We start from the raw sequence: 15,403 nt of genomic DNA on the forward strand, positions 1-15,403 counted from the left end.
CCGCGAGAAGGAGAGCGGAAGGCACGGCAATGTTGGACACCATCGAACCCGACGGCGCACGGGTGGTCTCGGAGCGGGTCATTGACCTGATCGTGGCGACGCGGGAACGTCTGGACGGTGTGCGCGGTTCGACCGCCGCCGATTCGATCGGCGTGGACTCGATCGGCGTGGACTCGATCGGCTCGGCCGTGGTCGCGGGCTCCGTGGTCGGGTTCGACATTTGGGCTCCGCGCGGAAACACAGCCGCCGCGGACGCTGCACTCGTCGCTCTCTTCTGGGAGTCCCTCGGGATGTCGGTCCGGATCGCCCGCGACCGCCCCCTCCCCCTCGTGCACGCCACCGGCGGACCGGTCGATCGGGCCAGCTTCCGCACCGGAAACCTCTTCGGACTCTGCGGCCTTGACGGCCTCTACGGAGTCGACGCGGTGGCGCCGTGCGGTCCGAACTGGGCCTGACCACCGGGCGCACGCCCCGATGTCGGTGGATGAGTTTACGTTCATGAGATGTCCGGTTCACAGGCCGGGCACCCGCACCGCATAGTGTAGCTATACGTACCCCGTCCGGGGGTGTGCCGGGCCGCGCCGCGCGGCGACGACGCTGCGACCGCTCTTCCGAGCGGCGATCGAGAGGACCACCATGCCCGACTCTCTCACCCCACCCGACCGCCGACGCAGGCCCGGTCTGGCGGCCCTGACCGGCCTGGCCCTGGCAACCACGGCGCTGGTCGCGACTCCCGCCACCGCCGCCACCGCCGGCGACGAATTGGTCATCAGCGAGATCTTCGCCCGCGGGGGCTCCGCCGGCGCGGCGTTCAGCAACCGCTACGTCGAGCTCTACAACCCCACCGCGGCCGACATCGCCCTCGGCGGGCTCTCGATCCAGTACCGCTCCGCGACGGGCACCGCGAATCCCACCACGACCGTGCCGCTCACCGGCTCCGTCCCGGCGGGCGGCCACTTCCTGCTCGCGGGCGCCAGCAATGGGACGAACGGAGAAGCCCTCCCCACGCCCGACCAGAGCGCGAACGGCCTGAACATGGCCGCGGCCGGCGGCACCCTCTTCCTGGTCGAGGGGACCACCGCGCTCATCACGCCGCCCACCGCCGCCGCCGCCCAGCCGGACGCGGTGATCGACCTCGTCGGCTACGGCACCTCGAACACTTTCGAATCCGCCGTCGCCACGGTCCCCTCGCTCACGCAGACGATCGCGCGCGCGGACACCGCCACCGGCGACACCGACGTCAACGCGACCGACTTCGTGCTCGGCGAGCCGACCCCGCAGACCGCGGGTACCGAATCTACGTCGCCGACGACGCCGCCCACCATTCCGCCGACGAGCCCGCCCGCGGAGATCCCGGCCGTCTCGATCGCCGAGATCCAGGGCACCGCAGACACGTCTCCGCTCGCCGGTCACACCGTCACCACCTCCGGCGTGGTCACCGCACGCTACCCCTCCGGCGGCTACAACGGCTATGTGATCCAGACCCCCGGCACTGGCGGTGAGAGCACGCGCACCGCGTCCGACGCTGTCTTTGTCTTCTCCTCCGCCTCCGTCGGTTCGGTCGCGATCGGCGACCACCTGCGCATCACCGGCGCGGTCAGCGAGTACAACGGGCTGACGGAGCTCACGCCGACCTCGGCAGCGACCGTCGTCACGCTCGACACCGCCGCCGCTCCGGTGCCCGCAGCCGTCGCACTCCCGCGTGCGACCGCCGAGCGCGAGGCGCTCGAGAGCATGCTGATCGCCCCGCAGGGGGCCTACACCGTCACCGACACCTTCGACCTGAACAGCTACGGCTCGGTCGGCCTCGCCGCCGGCACATCCCCGTTGCTCACGCCGACCGAGGTCGCGCGTCCCCATTCACCGGAGCTCGCCGCCGTCGTGGCCGACAACGCCGCCCGGGCGGTCACGCTCGACGACGGCGCCTCGATCAACTTCCTCGGCGCCGCCGCGAACAAGGCGATCCCGCTGCCCTACCTCACGCCGACCGAGCCGATCCGCGTCGGCGCTCCGGCACGCTTCTCCCGCCCGATCGTCCTCGACTACCGCAACGGCGGCTGGGCCTTCCAGCCCACCACGCAGGTCACGGCCGATAATGCCCGCGACGTTCAGCCCGCGACGTTCGCGAACACCCGGACCGCGAAGCCCGAGGCCGTCGGTGGCGACCTCTCGATTGCATCGTTCAACGTGCTCAACTACTTCTCCACCACGGGCGACTCGATCAGCGGCTGCACCTTCTTCACCGACCGCGACGGAGACCCCGTCACCGTGAATGGCGGCTGCGACGCGCGCGGAGCGGCGAACGCCGATGACCTCGAGCGCCAGCAGGCCAAGATCGTGACCGCGATCAACGCCCTCGGCGCCAGTGTCGTCTCGCTCGAGGAGATCGAAAACTCGGCCAAGTTCGGCACGCCGCGCGATGAGGCCCTCGCCACCCTGACCACCGCACTCAATGCGGCCGTCGGCTCCGAGGTCTGGGCGCACGTCCCCTCCCCCGTCGCACTCCCCGCGCTCGCGGACGAGGACGTCATCCGCACCGCCTTCATCTACAAGAAGGCCGTGATCGAGCCGGTGGGCGAGTCCGTGGTGCTCAACGACACGGTGAATTTCTCGAACGCCCGGAAGCCACTCGCCCAGGAGTTCCGCCTGATCGGCGACAGCGCGAGCGAGTTCGTGGCGATCGTGAACCACTTCAAGTCGAAGGGCTCGGGATCGGGCGCCGACGCCGACCAGGGCGACGGCCAGGGCGCCTCGAATGCGTCGCGCGTCGCCCAGGCGACCTCCCTCGTCGCCTTCGCCGACCGACTGGGCACCGACAAGGCCACCGAGCTGGTCTACCTGCTCGGCGACTTCAACGCCTACTCGCAGGAGGACCCGGTAAAGGTCATCACCGACGCGGGCTACATCGATCAGGGCGCGAAGGACGATACGTACTCGTACTCGTTCGACGGCGCGGTCGGCTCGCTCGACCACGTCTTCGCCTCGCCCGCCGCCGACAAGACGGTCGCCGGGGTCGACACCTGGAACATCAACAGCGGCGAGTCCGTGGCACTGGAGTACAGCCGCTACGACTACAACGCGACGATCTTCTACGACACCTCGGCGTACCGCTCCAGCGACCACGACCCGGTCGTCGTCGGCCTCGATCTGCCCGAGACCACCCCGGTGACCATCGACGTGGCCACCACCGCCTCGACGAAGCGCCTCGCGGTGCTCCGTACGCTGACCGTCTCGACGGTCAACAACGGGTCCGAGCCGGTCTCAATCGAGATCACGACGGTCTACGGCAGCACGACGAGGAAGACGGTCAAGCCCGGCCAGTCGTTCACGGTGAAGACCGTGACCGTCCTCACGCCGATCAAGGCCGGCACGGCGACCATCGAGGTCACCGCGCCCGACGGCAGCACGCGCACCTACCAGCAGGCGTACCGCGGCGCTTGACCCCGCGCGACCCTGACCTCGACGAGCCACGGCTCCTAGAGTTCGAGGATGCCCGAGGGAGACAGTGTGCACCGTCCTCGAGGGCGAGCTGCGCTCCGGGGACACGGCCGGCAGCTCCCTCGCCGGCCTACGGATCCTCGGGCACGAGACCCACGGCAAGCACCTCCTCGCCCGCTTCTCCGGCGGATCGACGCTGCACACCCACCTGCGGACGCAGGGCTCCTGGACCGCCCCGGCCGCGTCGTCCTCCGGTCCGTGCAGAAAGACGTGCGCGTCCGCCTCCGCCTCGACGACGGCTCGACGCTCTAGGGTATCGACCTCCCCGTCGTCGAGCTCCTCGCCACCCGCGACGAGTCCCGCGCCGTCGGCCACCTCGGCCCCGACCCGCTCCGCTCGGACTGGGACGCCGACGAGGCCGTCCGGCGCCTCTCCCGGCTCCCGGACCGGCCCGTCGGGGATCATGCCGCCCGCTTCCTCCTAGCACCGTTGTGCGCGAGAATCTACCTGTCAATGTTTCCTCCTCGTGAGGGAGAGAGCGGGCCCAGTCGTATGCCGAACCCACCGCAGCCCCGAACGATCCGGGTCAAGGACGGCCAGCAGGTGGTCTCGAACCCCACACCGTTCCGAGTGACTCCCGTGTCGCAGGTACCGAAGCCCAATCCACGTCCACGCTGAGTCTCTGCCAGTACGACCAGCCCGATTCGTCGGCGGGCGCAACCGGCATGTCGAGACCGACGCGTCCTGCGTAGGCTGACCGCATGACGAACGAGTGGGGAACGCCGGATCCGTCCGCGCGGCGCGACCGGTCCGCGGAGGTCGTTCCGGCGGCCGACTCCGGCGAGGCGGTGGAGCCGGCTCGCGTCGAGGACGCCGAGCGCGCGCTGGCGGTGCGCGAGGTCAAGCGGCGCCGCGACTTCCTGGGGTCGGTCGGCGGCTGGGCGAGCGTGTCGGCGATCACCACCGTGATCTGGGTCGCCACGGGTGCCGACGGCTACTTCTGGCCGATCTGGCCGATGGTCGGCATCGGGATCGGCGTCGTGGGCCAGGCCGCGTCGATCTGGGGGCCGACCCGCAAGGAGATCACCGAGGCGGACATCGCCGCCGAGATGCAGCGCCGGGACAAGCGCGGCCGCTGATCAGTCCAGCCGGCCCACCGCGGTGACGCGGACGACGGCCGCACCCTGCTCGTCCGACTCCGCCAGATCGACCGTCGCCGAGATGCCCCAGTCGTGGTCGCCCGCCGGGTCGTCGAGGATCTGCCGCACCCGCCAGTGCGTCGGCTCCTCCGTGACGAGGAGCATCCCGGGCCCGCGCGCGTCCGGCCCGATGCCGATGCTCCCGTGCTCGTCGTAGTAGTCGTCCAGCGCCGCGCCCCACGCGTCGGCGTCAAAGCCGGCGGCCGCGTCCAGCTCGCCGAGCGCCTCGTGGTCGTCGAGCGCGGCGAGGGTGACCCGGCGGAACAGCTCGTTGCGCACCAACACGCGAAAAGCGCGGTGGTTGGCGGTGAGTCGGCGCGGAGCGGGCGGCACGATCGGCTGGTCCGCCGCGTGCAGCGCCGGGTTCGCCAGCTCCTCCCACTCGTCCACCAGCGAGGAGTCGACCTGGCGCACCAGCTCGCCCAGCCACTCGATCAGATCGTGTAGCTCCTCGTTCTTCAGCTCGTCGGGGATGGTCTGCCGGGCCGCGCGGAAAGCGTCGGACAGGTAGCGCAGCACCAGTCCCTCCGAGCGCGAGAGCTTGTAGAAGGCGGTGTATTCGCCGAACGACATCGCTCGCTCGTACATATCGCGCACGACCGACTTCGGCGAAAGCTCGAAGTCCTTCACCCAGGGCTGGGCGGCCGTGTAGGTCTCGAACGTCGCCGCGAGCAGCTCCGCGAGCGGCTGGGGGTGCGTGACCGACTCGAGCAGCTCCATCCGCTCCTCGTACTCGATCCCCTCCGCCTTCATCGCCGCCACGGCCTCGCCCCGGGCCTGGAACTGCTGGGCGCCGAGGATCGGGCGCGGATCATCCAGCGTCGCCTCCAACACCGAGATCACATCGAGCGCAAAACTCGGCGATTCGGGGTCGAGCACGTCGAACACGGCGAGCGCGAACGGCGAGAGCGGCTGGTTCAGCGCGAAGTTCGGCTGCAGATCGACGGTTAAACGGATGCGCGGCACACCGTCCGCACCGACGCTCTGCTCGATGACGCCTGCCTCCCGCAGCGTGCGGTAGATGCCCAGCGCGCGGCGGGCGAGCTGCAACTGGCGCTGCCACGGCTCGTGGTTGTCGAAAATCAGCGCGTGCACGTTCGTGTAGGCGTCGCCGCCGCGGGCGATCACGTTCAGCAGCATCGCCGAGGTGATGGTCATATGCGAGGTCAGCGTCTCGGGCTCCGCATCGACGAGCTTGCGGAAGCTCGGCTCGCCCCAGCTGACGAAGCCCTGCGGCGCGCGCTTGGCGACCCACTTCCTCCGCTTCTTCGGGTCATCGCCCATCTTGTCCAGGGCCTTGCGGTTCTCGGACTCGTGCTCGGGTGCCTGCACGATGACCGTGCCGGCGGTGTCGTAGCCCGCGCGGCCGGCGCGCCCGGCGATCTGGTGGAACTCGCGGGCAGAGAGCTGGCGCAGCCGGGTGCCGTCGTACTTGGTCAGCGCGGTGAGCAACACCGTGCGGATGGGGACGTTGATGCCGACGCCGAGCGTGTCCGTCCCGCAGATCACCCGCAGCATCCCCTGCTGCGCGAGCTGCTCGACCAGGCGGCGGTACTTGGGCAGCATGCCCGCGTGGTGCACGCCGATCCCGAGCCGCAGCAGGCGCGAGAGGGTCTTGCCGAAGGCGGTGGTGAAGCGGAAGCCGCCGATCACCTCGGCGATGCGGTCGCGGTGCTCGCGGGTGGCGATGTTCGCGCTGGTCAGCGCCTGCGCGCGCTCGAGCGCCGCAGCCTGCGAGAAGTGCACAACATAAACAGGCGACTGGTTCGTCGCGAGCAGCTCCTCGATGGAGTCGTGGATCGGCGCGATCTCGTAGAAGTAGTGCAGCGGCACCGGACGCTCGACGCCGGTGACCCGGGCGGTCTCGCGGCCCGTGCGGCGGCTGAGGTCGGCGGCAAGCGCTGTCACATCGCCCAGGGTCGCCGACATCAGCACGAACTGCACCTGCGGGAGTGTCAGCAGCGGCACCTGCCAGGCCCAGCCGCGCGCCGGATCCGCGTAGAAGTGGAACTCGTCCATCACCACCTGGTCGACCGGGGTGTCCGCGCCATGCCGGAGCGCGAGGTTGGCGAGGATCTCGGCCGTGCAGCAGATGATCGGTGCGTCGGCGTTCACCGAGGAGTCACCGGTGACCATGCCCACGTTCGAGGCGCCGAAGACCTCGACCAGCGCGAAGAACTTCTCGGAGACGAGCGCCTTGATCGGCGCGGTGTAGAAGCTGCGGCGCCCGGAGGCGAGGGCCGCGGCGTGCGCGCCGATCGCGACCAGCGACTTCCCGGTGCCGGTGGGCGTCGAGAGGATCAGGTTCGAGCCGGAGGCGATCTCGAGCATCGACTCGTCCTGCGCGGGGTAGAGCGGCAGACCGCGGGACTCCGCCCACTCGGTGAAGGCCAGGTACACCTCGTCGTCGTCGATGCTCCCGTCCGCGTCAGGCGTCGGCATCCGTTCGAGCAGCGTCGAGGTCATCCCCCCATCCTCCCAGCCCGCACGCCGGACCCCGCCTCCGCCTGCTGAACCTTTCGCCCCGGTGATTCGTCACGGACAGTCGTCATTCCGCCCGTCTGACGACTCTCTGCGACGAACGAACGGTCACCGGCGCGCGGGGATCTCTCAGCGAGTGCGCGGCGCCGGCCCCGAACGCCGCCGTCGGCCTCCGAGCGCAGGACCACGCGGATCCACTCGGCGCTCGCGGCGTCCGGGCCGGTGGTGGGCTCGTCGATCGTCCTGGAGGACGGCACGTTCCTCACCACAGTCGGCACCGCGGAGGGACGCACCGGCATCGAGGTGCGCGATGCGTCCGGCGCCGTCCCGGCCACGAACGATCAGTGCCCCGGCGTCCACGGCGAGGGCACGGCCGAGAACGAGGTCGTCGTCCTCGGCTGCGAGGACGGCGCCCCCGCCTACGGCGGAGAGATCACCGAGCTCGACGCACCCGACCAGCCGTACGGCCGGATGGGCAACGCCTGGGTCAGCGAGACGAGCCCGATCGTCGTCGGCGATGACAAGGACGACCGATCTCGACCAGGTGGTGCGCGAGGTGACCGCGAAAGTGCGCAAGAAGTTCCCGAGCACTCCGAGGAGCAGATCGCGCCGCTGGTGCGCGAGGCGCGCGGCGAGTAGCCGGTCTCAGGCGAGCGCCCGCTCGATGCTTGCGCGCAGCGCCGGCGCCGGGCGCAGCGATCCCGCCGCCTCCGCGTTGAGGAGCGCTTGCGCGTCGACCGGGCTGTGCTCGCGGTACCACCGATCGACCGGGACGCCGCGCTCGGGCCGGCTGAACACCTCGACGGCATCGCCCGCCTCGACCGAGCCGCGGTGCACCACCCGCAGGTACGCGCCAGTGCGCCCCTCCTGGGCGAAACGTTTCACCCACTGCGGCTCCCCGAGCGTGCGCTGGAACGTCGCGCACGGCGTCCGGGGCATCGTCACCTCCAGCTCGACGGACGCGCCGATCCGCCAGTGCTCGCCGATCACGGCGCCGCTCACAGCCAACCCCTCGATCCGCAGGTTCTCGCCGAACCTTCCTGCGGCCATCGGCCGATCCAGACGTTCCGCCCACCAGAGCGCGTCCTCCTCGGAGTAGGCGTACAGCGCCTTGTCGAGACCGCCGTGGTGCGCGCGGTCGGCCTGGACATCGCCGTAGAGTCCTAGGTCGCGCACGCCGACCGGGCCATCGACCGGCCGCTTGTCGATCGCGGTCACGCCGACCGTGCCGGAATCGGGCAGGAGGCGGGCGACGCGGCACACGGCGAGCAGGTGGGGCATGCCGACAGGGTGCCAGCAGGAGGCGCGCCGTGTGTGCGGCGCGACAGGGCGTCGCCGAGGAGTGCGCCGCGGGCACGGGCGCGCGGACGGTTCGGCCGAGCAGGCGGTCGGGCTAGTGCCAGCGCCCGACCAGCCGCGTCAGCGCGCGGCGGCCCAGGAGGAACACGGCCAGGACCACAGCCGTCACGATCACGAAGCCCCACTGCACGCCCTGGCCCGAGGCAATCCGGAGCAGCATCCCGCCCGCCACGGTCACCGCCCAGACGACGAGTCCGGTCGGTGCGATCCGGTCCGGCGCCCGCCACGAGCGCGACACCGCCCAGCCCGCGAGGAGCGCGACGAGGAACGGCCAGAGCGTGCCGAGCAACCCCAGCAGCGCCGAGCCTTCGTCGTGGCTACTCCGCCCGATCAGCACGAACACCAGGACGAGCACCGTATCGAGTGCGAGCGCGAGCCCCACGCGGCGGGTCACGCTGACTCCGTCACGAAGTCGATCAGCTGCTCCACTCGGCCCAGCAGCGCGGGTTCCAGGTCCTGGAAGGTGCGCACGCGGCCGAGGATGCGCTGCCAGGCGCGTGCGATGTCCGCCTGCTCCTCGTGCGGCCAGCCGAGCGCCTCGCAGATGCCGTGCTTCCACTCGATGCCGCGCGGGATCTCGGGCCAGTGCTCGAGGCCGATCCGGGCGGGCTTCACCGCCTGCCAGACGTCGATGTAGGGGTGGCCCACGACGAGGACGTGGGCGCCGTGCGGGCCGGCGGCCACCCGATCGGCAATGCGCGACTCCTTTGACCCACGCACCAGATGGTCGACGAGCACGCCGATGCGACGCCCGGGCCCTGGCCGGAACTCGCGGACGAGCTCCTCGAGGTTGTCGACGCCCTCGATGTACTCGACGACGACCCCCTCGATCCGCAGGTCGTGGCCCCAGACTTTCTCGACCAGCTCGGCGTCGTGCCGTCCCTCCACATAGATGCGGCTGGGCAGTGCGACCCGCGCCTTCGCTTCGGCGATGTGGAAGGAGCCGGAGGCGGAGCGTGCGCGGCCGAGGTTGGCGTCGCGCTTGAGCCCGGGCGCCTTGAGCGACACAGGCTTCCCGTCCAGAAGGAACCCGGGACCGAGCGGAAACACGCGGACCTTGCCGAACCGGTCCTCCAGCCGCACCATCCGCAGCTCCACGCCGAGCACGGCACCGACGAAACCGGAGGCGACCTCCTCGACCACCAGATCGCGCTCGGCCTCGACGACCGCCACCTCGACCCTGCCCCGCGCCCGCCAGTCCCCCGCGAGCACGTCCTGCCCGTACCTGTCCTCGTCCATCGCACCGAGGGTAGCCGGAGGTGCGCTGGCCACCGGGCGGACACGGCGGCTGCGCCCCTGCGCTTTCCTCCGACACCGAGAGCAACTCGTGAGGGTTGCGCACTTTTACCGTCCTCGTTACTGTGACACGAACGTGACATTCCTTCTGACGCGAATGGCCTCGATCATCTCCGGCGGTCACCGGTATCGAGGGCTCCGGCCAGCGGTGGCAGCTTCGATCGTCGCGCTCCACGACCACAGTCAGCACCGAAGCAGAGGAACACGCATGGACCCGCTGACCAAACGGGCCCCAACACCGAGGTCTCGTACAGGAGCGGCAGCATCTTGAGCGGCAGTATCAGTTTCCGCCGCGTCACTCAGCGGTTCGGAGCGACGACCGTCTTTCAGGACGACAGCTTCGAGCTCAGTTCGGGGTTGACGTTTCTGGTCGGGCGCAATGGTGCGGGCAAGTCCACCCTTATCCGGCTGGCGACCGGCCTCCAGCGGCCCGACGCAGGTGAGATCCGCATCTTCTCGGATCGAACACGGTCGATCACCCAGGAGACCAAGCGCCGGTTCGGCCTTCAGCTCCAAAACGATGCCTTTCTGAAGAGCGTGCGTGTCCGCGAGTACGTCGACCTCTATCGGACGATGTACCTCACGCGCACGAGTGCACCGACAGTCGATCTCACCGAGGTGGCCGACCTGCTCGACATCGCGTCGATCGCGGGTGCGTACGCCGCGGCCCTGTCCGGCGGACAGAAAAAGCGCCTGTCGCTCTTCCTCGCGATCATCGGCAGAAAAGAACTGCTCATTCTCGACGAACCGACGGCCGGTATCGACATCGACGTCACGGACAGGATCATGCGAGTCATCCGCTTGCTTCAGCGCCAGAACATCGACCTGCTGGTGTCGTCTCACGACCTCAGTGAATTCTTCGAGATCGCAGACAACGTCCTCGTCGTCGACCACGGCATCCAGTTCGACGGCAGCAGAGCAGAGTTTCTAGCCACCTACGGGTATACGCATAAAGTCATCGTGCCGACCCGATCGCCGCAGGTTGGTCTCCCCTGGGTCCAGCACGAGGACGGCATCAGCTACTTCGCCTTCTCCGGCGAGGAGCTTAGGGAGTTTTTCCCCGACCAGCCTCTCGTTGCCACCACCGCTAAGGACCTCTATCAGCTAGCGACGCGCGCCGATGACAGGAGGATGACATGACGTCCTTCGCCGTGGTCGCGGCATGCGTGCGTATAGAAATCCTGCGATTCTGGCGCGAGCCGATCGCCCTCTTCTTCACGTTGATCTTTCCGATCGTGCTGATCGTGATCTTCGGTGGTTCGTTCGGGTCCCACCAGGATCCGAGCACGGGAACCAGCTACTACAACTCCCTGGTGGCGATAGATGCAACCTTCCTGATCGGAAACTTCACGCTGATGGGCGTCACGAACGACCTCGCCAACCAGAAGGAGGCCGGCATCACCGACGCCTCGTCTCTGTTCCCGCTCAAGGCCTGGCAACGCTTCGTCATCGAGTCCTCCGCCTACCTGTTGATCGTCTTCGCGGCGGTCTCACTGGTCACGGTCTACGTCTTCGTCACGTACAGAGACGTTGAGTTCCGAGGCAATATCGGGCATTTCGCTCTCGTGTTGGCGGTGGCCTACTTCGCCTTCGTCTCGATCGCCAAGCTGATCGCCTCGCTCGCTTTCAGCGCACGAACGCTTCAGCTGATCGGCTCCACGGTCTTTTTCGTCCTGCTGTTCACGTCCGGCGTGGTTATTCCGCGAGAGTCATTGCCGGATGCGGTCTCCTGGTTCACGACGATCTCGCCCATGTACCTGACGTACACCAGTTTGGAGGGGATCTGGAACAACACGATCGACTGGGGCGTCCACCTGCTGCAGATGGCCGAGCTGGTGGCGATCGTCGTGGTCTTCACCCTCCTGGCTCGGCTTCGGTCAAGAGTTCGGGGATAGCCCGGCCGGCGGAACGAGGCCGTGGTGATATCGGTCGTGCGTCCGCTCGTCAGATCACTTCTGCCGACCCCGAGCCCGGACCTGATCGACATGAGAGGAAACAAGGACAGTGAACTATCAGGAGCGTCGCAGGCGCGCTTTTCGAAATCTACGCATTTACCTCCTCGGCGTCTGTGCCTTTGTGGGGCTCAATATCGTAGCAATCATGATAATTCCGGACTACTCGTTCCCCCAGAACTTCTTCGCAATCTGGCCGATCGTCGGGTGGGGCGTTCCGACGCTTTGGCGCATCGTCGAACTGCGACGGTACAAAGTCGGCGCATCGGATGCGTGAGAACTGACCTGCCGACAAGCGCTCCTGACGATGAAGTCGACGCTGCGCTCGGACGTCCGAACTCCGCACCGCGCTCGCCCGAAGCCGACCGCTCCCCGCGAGTGTGACCCGCGGAGCCTGCCACCCCGCGACAGGTGGGTAGGCTGACCGGACAGCATGTGCTCCGGGGTCGGTGAGAATTCCGAACCGGCGGTGACAGTCCGCGAGCCGTAGCCCCTCCCGAGGGGCGGCGGTTGACCTGGTGGAACTCCAGGACCGACGGTGAAAGTCCGGAGGAGAGGCAGCACAAGCGTCGCGCATCATTGCGCGATGCGCAGCGACGGTGCCCGCGCACCGTCGATCGAGACCCCGGAGTTCCGCGACGAACGGAAGACCGGGAATGACGATCGACTACGAGCACGCGATGCGCCGAGCGCTGGCGCTCGCCGAGCGCGGGCCCTCCCGCGGACCCAACCCGCGCGTGGGCTGCGTGATCCTCGCGCCCGACGGCACCGCGCTGGGCGAGGGCTGGCATCGTGGCGCCGGTACCGCGCACGCCGAGGTCGACGCGCTCTCGCATGTCGCGCCGGGCGCCGCCTCCGGAGCCACGGCCGTCGTCTCGCTCGAGCCCTGCGACCACACCGGGCGCACCGGCCCGTGCAGCGGCGCCCTGATCGAGGCCGGCGTCTCGCGCGTCGTCTACGCCGTCACCGACCCGGGCAAGCGCTCGGCGGGCGGCGGGCGCACCCTCCGCGCGGCCGGCGTCGAGGTGATCGAGGGCGTGCTCGCCGAGGAGGGCGAGCAATTCCTACACCCGTGGCTCACCGCGACCCGCCGCCACCGCCCCTTCGTCACGCTCAAGTGGGCCTCGACGCTCGATGGTCGCACCGCGGCCGTCGATGGCAGCAGCCGCTGGATCACCGGAGCCGCGGCCCGCCAACGCGTGCACGAGCAGCGCGCCGCGCACGACGCGATCCTGGTCGGCACCGGCACCATCCTCGCCGACGACCCCGCACTCACCGCCCGCGGCGACGGAGGCGAACTACTCGCTCACCAGCCGGTGCCCGTCGTCGTCGGCACCCGATCCGTCCCTCCCGACGCCCAACTACACGCGCACCCCCGAGCCGCGATGTTCGAGCGCACTCACGACCTCGTCGCCGTCCTCGGGCGCCTCTACTCCGCCGAGATCCGCTGCGTCTACGTCGAGGGCGGGCCGACCCTCGCCTCCGCCCTCGTCGCCGCCGGGCTGGTCGATGAGTACCTCGTCTTCCTCGCGCCCGCCCTGCTCGGCGGGCCCCGCCTCGCGCTCGGCGACCTCGGCGTGACGAGCATCGGCGACGCTCGACGCCTCTCCCTCCGCTCGGTCGAGGTCCTCGGCGACGACCTGCTCGTGACCGCCCGCCCCGACGCCCTCCCCGCGGGCGGTGCCGGGGCCCCGGCCCGCCGCCCCCACGCCCTGCAGATGGAGACGCACTGATGTTCACCGGAATCATCGAGGAGAGGGGCATCGTGACGGCCGTGGAGTCCGGCACCGACGCCGTCCGCCTCAGCATCCGCGGCCCGCTGGCCGTCGAGGGCGTGCGACGCGGCGACTCGATCGCGGTCTCGGGTGTTTGCCTCACCGTCGTCGAGCACACCGACGAGGGCTTCACCGCCGATGTGATGGCGCAGACCCTGCGGATGTCAACCCTGGACGGCGTGAGCGTGGGCGACCCGGTGAACCTCGAGCGCGCTGCGCTGGTCGGCGACCGGCTCGGCGGGCACATCGTCCAGGGCCACATCGACGGCACCGCGACGCTGCTCAGGATCACCCCGGGCGAGGCCTGGCGGGTACTGCGCTTCTCGCTGCCGGCGGGGCTCGCTGCGCTGGTGGTCGACAAGGGCTCGATCGCGGTCGACGGCGTCTCGCTGACCGTCTCAGCGATTAGCCCGGCCGCCCAGAAGGAGCAGTGGTTCGAGGTCTCGCTGATCCCCGAGACGCTCGCCGTGACCACCCTGGGTGCGCGCGCGATCGGCGAGCAGGTCAACATCGAGACCGACATCCTGGCCCGACACGTCGAGCGGATGCTCGCGCTGCGCGAGGTCGCCGAGGCACGCTCGTGAGCCTCGCGACGATCCCCGAGGCTGTTGCCGCCCTGCGCGCCGGACGGCCGATCATCGTCGCCGACGACGAGGGCCGCGAGAACGAGGGCGACGTCATCGTCTCGGCCCAGCTGGCCAGCCAGGAGACGATCGCCTGGATGGTCCGCCACTCCTCCGGATTCATCTGCGCGCCGATGACCAACGAGATCGCCGACCGCCTCGCGCTGCCGCTGATGGTGGTCGAGAACGAGGACCCGCGCGGCACCGCGTACACGCTCTCGGTCGACGCAGCCGACCGCCTTTCGACCGGGATCAGCGCCTCCGACCGCGCGCACACCCTCCGGGTGCTGGCCGACCCGGAGGCGACTCCCGACCGGCTGCACCGACCCGGGCACGTCCTGCCGTTGCGTGCCGTCGAGGGCGGCGTGCGCGAACGTGACGGGCACACCGAGGCGGCGGTCGACCTGATGAAGCTGGCCGATCTGTACCCCGTCGGCGCGATCTCCGAGATCGTCGCGGAGGACGGCGAGATGATGCGGCTGCCCGGGCTGATCGCCCTCGGCGAGCGCGAGGGTGTACCGGTGACGACGGTCGCGGCCCTCATCGCCTACCTGCAGGAGTTCCACTGCGACACCGAGGTGCCCGTGGCGGTCTCGGTGCCGGAGAGCCCTCGGGTGAGCTTCGAGGTCGAGACCACGGTGCCGACCAGCCACGGCCCGTTCCGGATCCGCGCCTACCGCGATCGGCAGACCGGAGCCGACCACGTCGCGATCCTCGCCGGTGGCCACTCCGCGGGGCGACCCACCCTGGTGCGCGTGCACTCCGAGTGCCTGACCGGCGAAGCGTTCGGCTCGCTGAAGTGCGAGTGCGGGCCGCAGCTCGACTCCGCTCTCGACACGATCCAGCGCGACGGAGGCGTCGTCGTCTACCTCCGCGGCCACGAGGGCCGGGGCATCGGCCTGATCAACAAACTGCGCGCCTACCGCCTGCAGGAGGACGGCCTCGACACCCTCGAGGCGAACCTCGCGCTCGGACTCCCCGCCGACGCCCGCGACTACGGAGCGGCGGTCGGGATCCTCGAGGACCTGGGCCTGCGCGAGGTGCGCCTGCTCACCAACAACCCCGAGAAGGTCCGCCAGCTCACCGACCGCGGCATCGTCGTCGCCGAGCGAGTCCCGCTCGTGGTCGGGATCGGTGCTTTCAACGAGGGCTACCTCGAGACCAAGCGCGACCGGATGGGCCACGCTCTGGACAGCGTCCTCGACCCCCACCCCCTCGATGCCGGACTCCCCGGCCTCGCCCTTGACGCCGGACTCCCCGGCGCCACCATGAAGGAGTAG

The 15,403-nt window shown here is 69.7% G+C and carries 15 protein-coding genes and 1 riboswitch; of the genes, 11 read left to right on the forward strand and 4 right to left on the reverse strand.

The window, feature by feature from the left end:
* Positions 1–29 precede the first annotated feature (29 nt).
* The 4 genes from C1O28_RS09670 to C1O28_RS09680 all read left to right on the forward strand — a co-directional run bounded on the left by C1O28_RS09670 (position 30) and on the right by C1O28_RS09680 (position 4,577).
* Complete coding sequence (locus tag C1O28_RS09670) at positions 30–455, forward strand: hypothetical protein (protein ID WP_097165433.1); 426 nt, start codon at positions 30–32, stop codon at positions 453–455.
* A gap of 181 nt (positions 456–636) precedes the next feature.
* On the forward strand, positions 637–3,441 hold the full coding sequence (locus C1O28_RS09675) for an ExeM/NucH family extracellular endonuclease (protein ID WP_097165432.1): 2,805 nt from the start codon (positions 637–639) through the stop codon (positions 3,439–3,441).
* A gap of 64 nt (positions 3,442–3,505) precedes the next feature.
* Positions 3,506–3,922, forward strand: a complete 417-nt coding sequence (locus C1O28_RS15935) for a DNA-formamidopyrimidine glycosylase family protein (protein WP_097165431.1) — start codon at positions 3,506–3,508, stop codon at positions 3,920–3,922.
* A 277-nt stretch (positions 3,923–4,199) separates the two neighbouring features.
* Positions 4,200–4,577 (forward strand): 2TM domain-containing protein, encoded by a 378-nt coding sequence (locus C1O28_RS09680; protein ID WP_097165430.1) that lies wholly within the window; start codon positions 4,200–4,202, stop codon positions 4,575–4,577.
* Here C1O28_RS09680 and C1O28_RS09685 read toward each other — a convergent pair whose 3' ends face one another.
* A complete protein-coding gene (locus C1O28_RS09685) occupies positions 4,578–7,103 on the reverse strand; it encodes a DEAD/DEAH box helicase (protein WP_097165429.1) in 2,526 nt (841 codons plus the stop codon). It lies immediately after the preceding gene.
* 237 nt (positions 7,104–7,340) lie between these two features.
* On the opposite strand from C1O28_RS09685, the gene C1O28_RS09690 reads away from it, so the two are divergent.
* Positions 7,341–7,757: a hypothetical protein gene (locus C1O28_RS09690; RefSeq protein WP_202129285.1), complete on the forward strand. Its 417-nt coding sequence runs from the start codon at positions 7,341–7,343 to the stop codon at positions 7,755–7,757.
* Between the two features lie 6 nt (positions 7,758–7,763).
* Here the strand turns inward: C1O28_RS09690 and C1O28_RS09695 are convergent, their stop codons facing one another.
* The 3 genes from C1O28_RS09695 to C1O28_RS09705 all read right to left on the reverse strand — a co-directional run bounded on the left by C1O28_RS09695 (position 7,764) and on the right by C1O28_RS09705 (position 9,716).
* A complete protein-coding gene (locus C1O28_RS09695; protein WP_097165428.1) occupies positions 7,764–8,399 on the reverse strand; it encodes an MOSC domain-containing protein in 636 nt (211 codons plus the stop codon).
* Between the two features lie 112 nt (positions 8,400–8,511).
* Entirely contained in the window at positions 8,512–8,871 is a 360-nt protein-coding gene (locus tag C1O28_RS09700; RefSeq protein ID WP_097165427.1) for a DUF3054 domain-containing protein, read from the reverse strand.
* On the reverse strand, positions 8,868–9,716 hold the full coding sequence (locus tag C1O28_RS09705; protein ID WP_097165670.1) for a DUF3097 domain-containing protein: 849 nt from the start codon (positions 9,714–9,716) through the stop codon (positions 8,868–8,870). Before C1O28_RS09705 ends, C1O28_RS09700 begins: the two co-directional genes overlap by 4 nt.
* Before the next feature lie 324 nt (positions 9,717–10,040).
* Between C1O28_RS09705 and C1O28_RS09710 the strand changes: the two genes are divergently transcribed.
* From C1O28_RS09710 to ribA, 6 genes are all read left to right on the forward strand, one after another.
* Complete coding sequence (locus C1O28_RS09710) at positions 10,041–10,913, forward strand: ATP-binding cassette domain-containing protein (RefSeq protein ID WP_160487481.1); 873 nt, start codon at positions 10,041–10,043, stop codon at positions 10,911–10,913.
* Positions 10,910–11,668, forward strand: coding sequence for an ABC transporter permease (locus tag C1O28_RS09715; RefSeq protein ID WP_097165425.1), 759 nt, complete (start codon positions 10,910–10,912; stop codon positions 11,666–11,668). The genes C1O28_RS09710 and C1O28_RS09715 overlap by 4 nt, the downstream gene beginning before the upstream one ends.
* Before the next feature lie 205 nt (positions 11,669–11,873).
* Positions 11,874–12,002, forward strand: coding sequence for a hypothetical protein (locus C1O28_RS15855; RefSeq protein ID WP_258058667.1), 129 nt, complete (start codon positions 11,874–11,876; stop codon positions 12,000–12,002).
* A 156-nt stretch (positions 12,003–12,158) separates the two neighbouring features.
* Positions 12,159–12,291: riboswitch (FMN riboswitch) on the forward strand.
* 90 nt (positions 12,292–12,381) lie between these two features.
* Positions 12,382–13,458: a bifunctional diaminohydroxyphosphoribosylaminopyrimidine deaminase/5-amino-6-(5-phosphoribosylamino)uracil reductase RibD gene (gene ribD / locus C1O28_RS09720; RefSeq protein WP_237397893.1), complete on the forward strand. Its 1,077-nt coding sequence runs from the start codon at positions 12,382–12,384 to the stop codon at positions 13,456–13,458.
* Positions 13,458–14,084: a riboflavin synthase gene (locus tag C1O28_RS09725; RefSeq protein WP_097165424.1), complete on the forward strand. Its 627-nt coding sequence runs from the start codon at positions 13,458–13,460 to the stop codon at positions 14,082–14,084. The genes ribD and C1O28_RS09725 overlap by 1 nt, the downstream gene beginning before the upstream one ends.
* Positions 14,081–15,403, forward strand: coding sequence for a GTP cyclohydrolase II (ribA, locus tag C1O28_RS09730; protein WP_097165423.1), 1,323 nt, complete (start codon positions 14,081–14,083; stop codon positions 15,401–15,403). Before C1O28_RS09725 ends, ribA begins: the two co-directional genes overlap by 4 nt.

This window comes from Rathayibacter rathayi, assembly GCF_004011095.1.
Classification (GTDB): Bacteria; Actinomycetota; Actinomycetes; order Actinomycetales; family Microbacteriaceae; genus Rathayibacter; species Rathayibacter rathayi.

Bases quoted from the DNA above. Each gene is read 5' to 3' on its own strand.
- C1O28_RS09670 (WP_097165433.1), top strand. From the start codon at position 30: ATGTTGGACACCATCGAACCCGACGGCGCACGGGTGGTCTCGGAGCGG.
- C1O28_RS09675 (WP_097165432.1), top strand. From the start codon at position 637: ATGCCCGACTCTCTCACCCCACCCGACCGCCGACGCAGGCCCGGTCTG.
- C1O28_RS09680 (WP_097165430.1), top strand. From the start codon at position 4,200: ATGACGAACGAGTGGGGAACGCCGGATCCGTCCGCGCGGCGCGACCGG.
- C1O28_RS09685 (WP_097165429.1), bottom strand. From the start codon at position 7,103: ATGACCTCGACGCTGCTCGAACGGATGCCGACGCCTGACGCGGACGGG.
- C1O28_RS09695 (WP_097165428.1), bottom strand. From the start codon at position 8,399: ATGCCCCACCTGCTCGCCGTGTGCCGCGTCGCCCGCCTCCTGCCCGAT.
- C1O28_RS09705 (WP_097165670.1), bottom strand. From the start codon at position 9,716: ATGGACGAGGACAGGTACGGGCAGGACGTGCTCGCGGGGGACTGGCGG.
- C1O28_RS09715 (WP_097165425.1), top strand. From the start codon at position 10,910: ATGACGTCCTTCGCCGTGGTCGCGGCATGCGTGCGTATAGAAATCCTG.
- C1O28_RS15855 (WP_258058667.1), top strand. From the start codon at position 11,874: ATGATAATTCCGGACTACTCGTTCCCCCAGAACTTCTTCGCAATCTGG.
- ribD (WP_237397893.1), top strand. From the start codon at position 12,382: ATGACGATCGACTACGAGCACGCGATGCGCCGAGCGCTGGCGCTCGCC.
- C1O28_RS09725 (WP_097165424.1), top strand. From the start codon at position 13,458: ATGTTCACCGGAATCATCGAGGAGAGGGGCATCGTGACGGCCGTGGAG.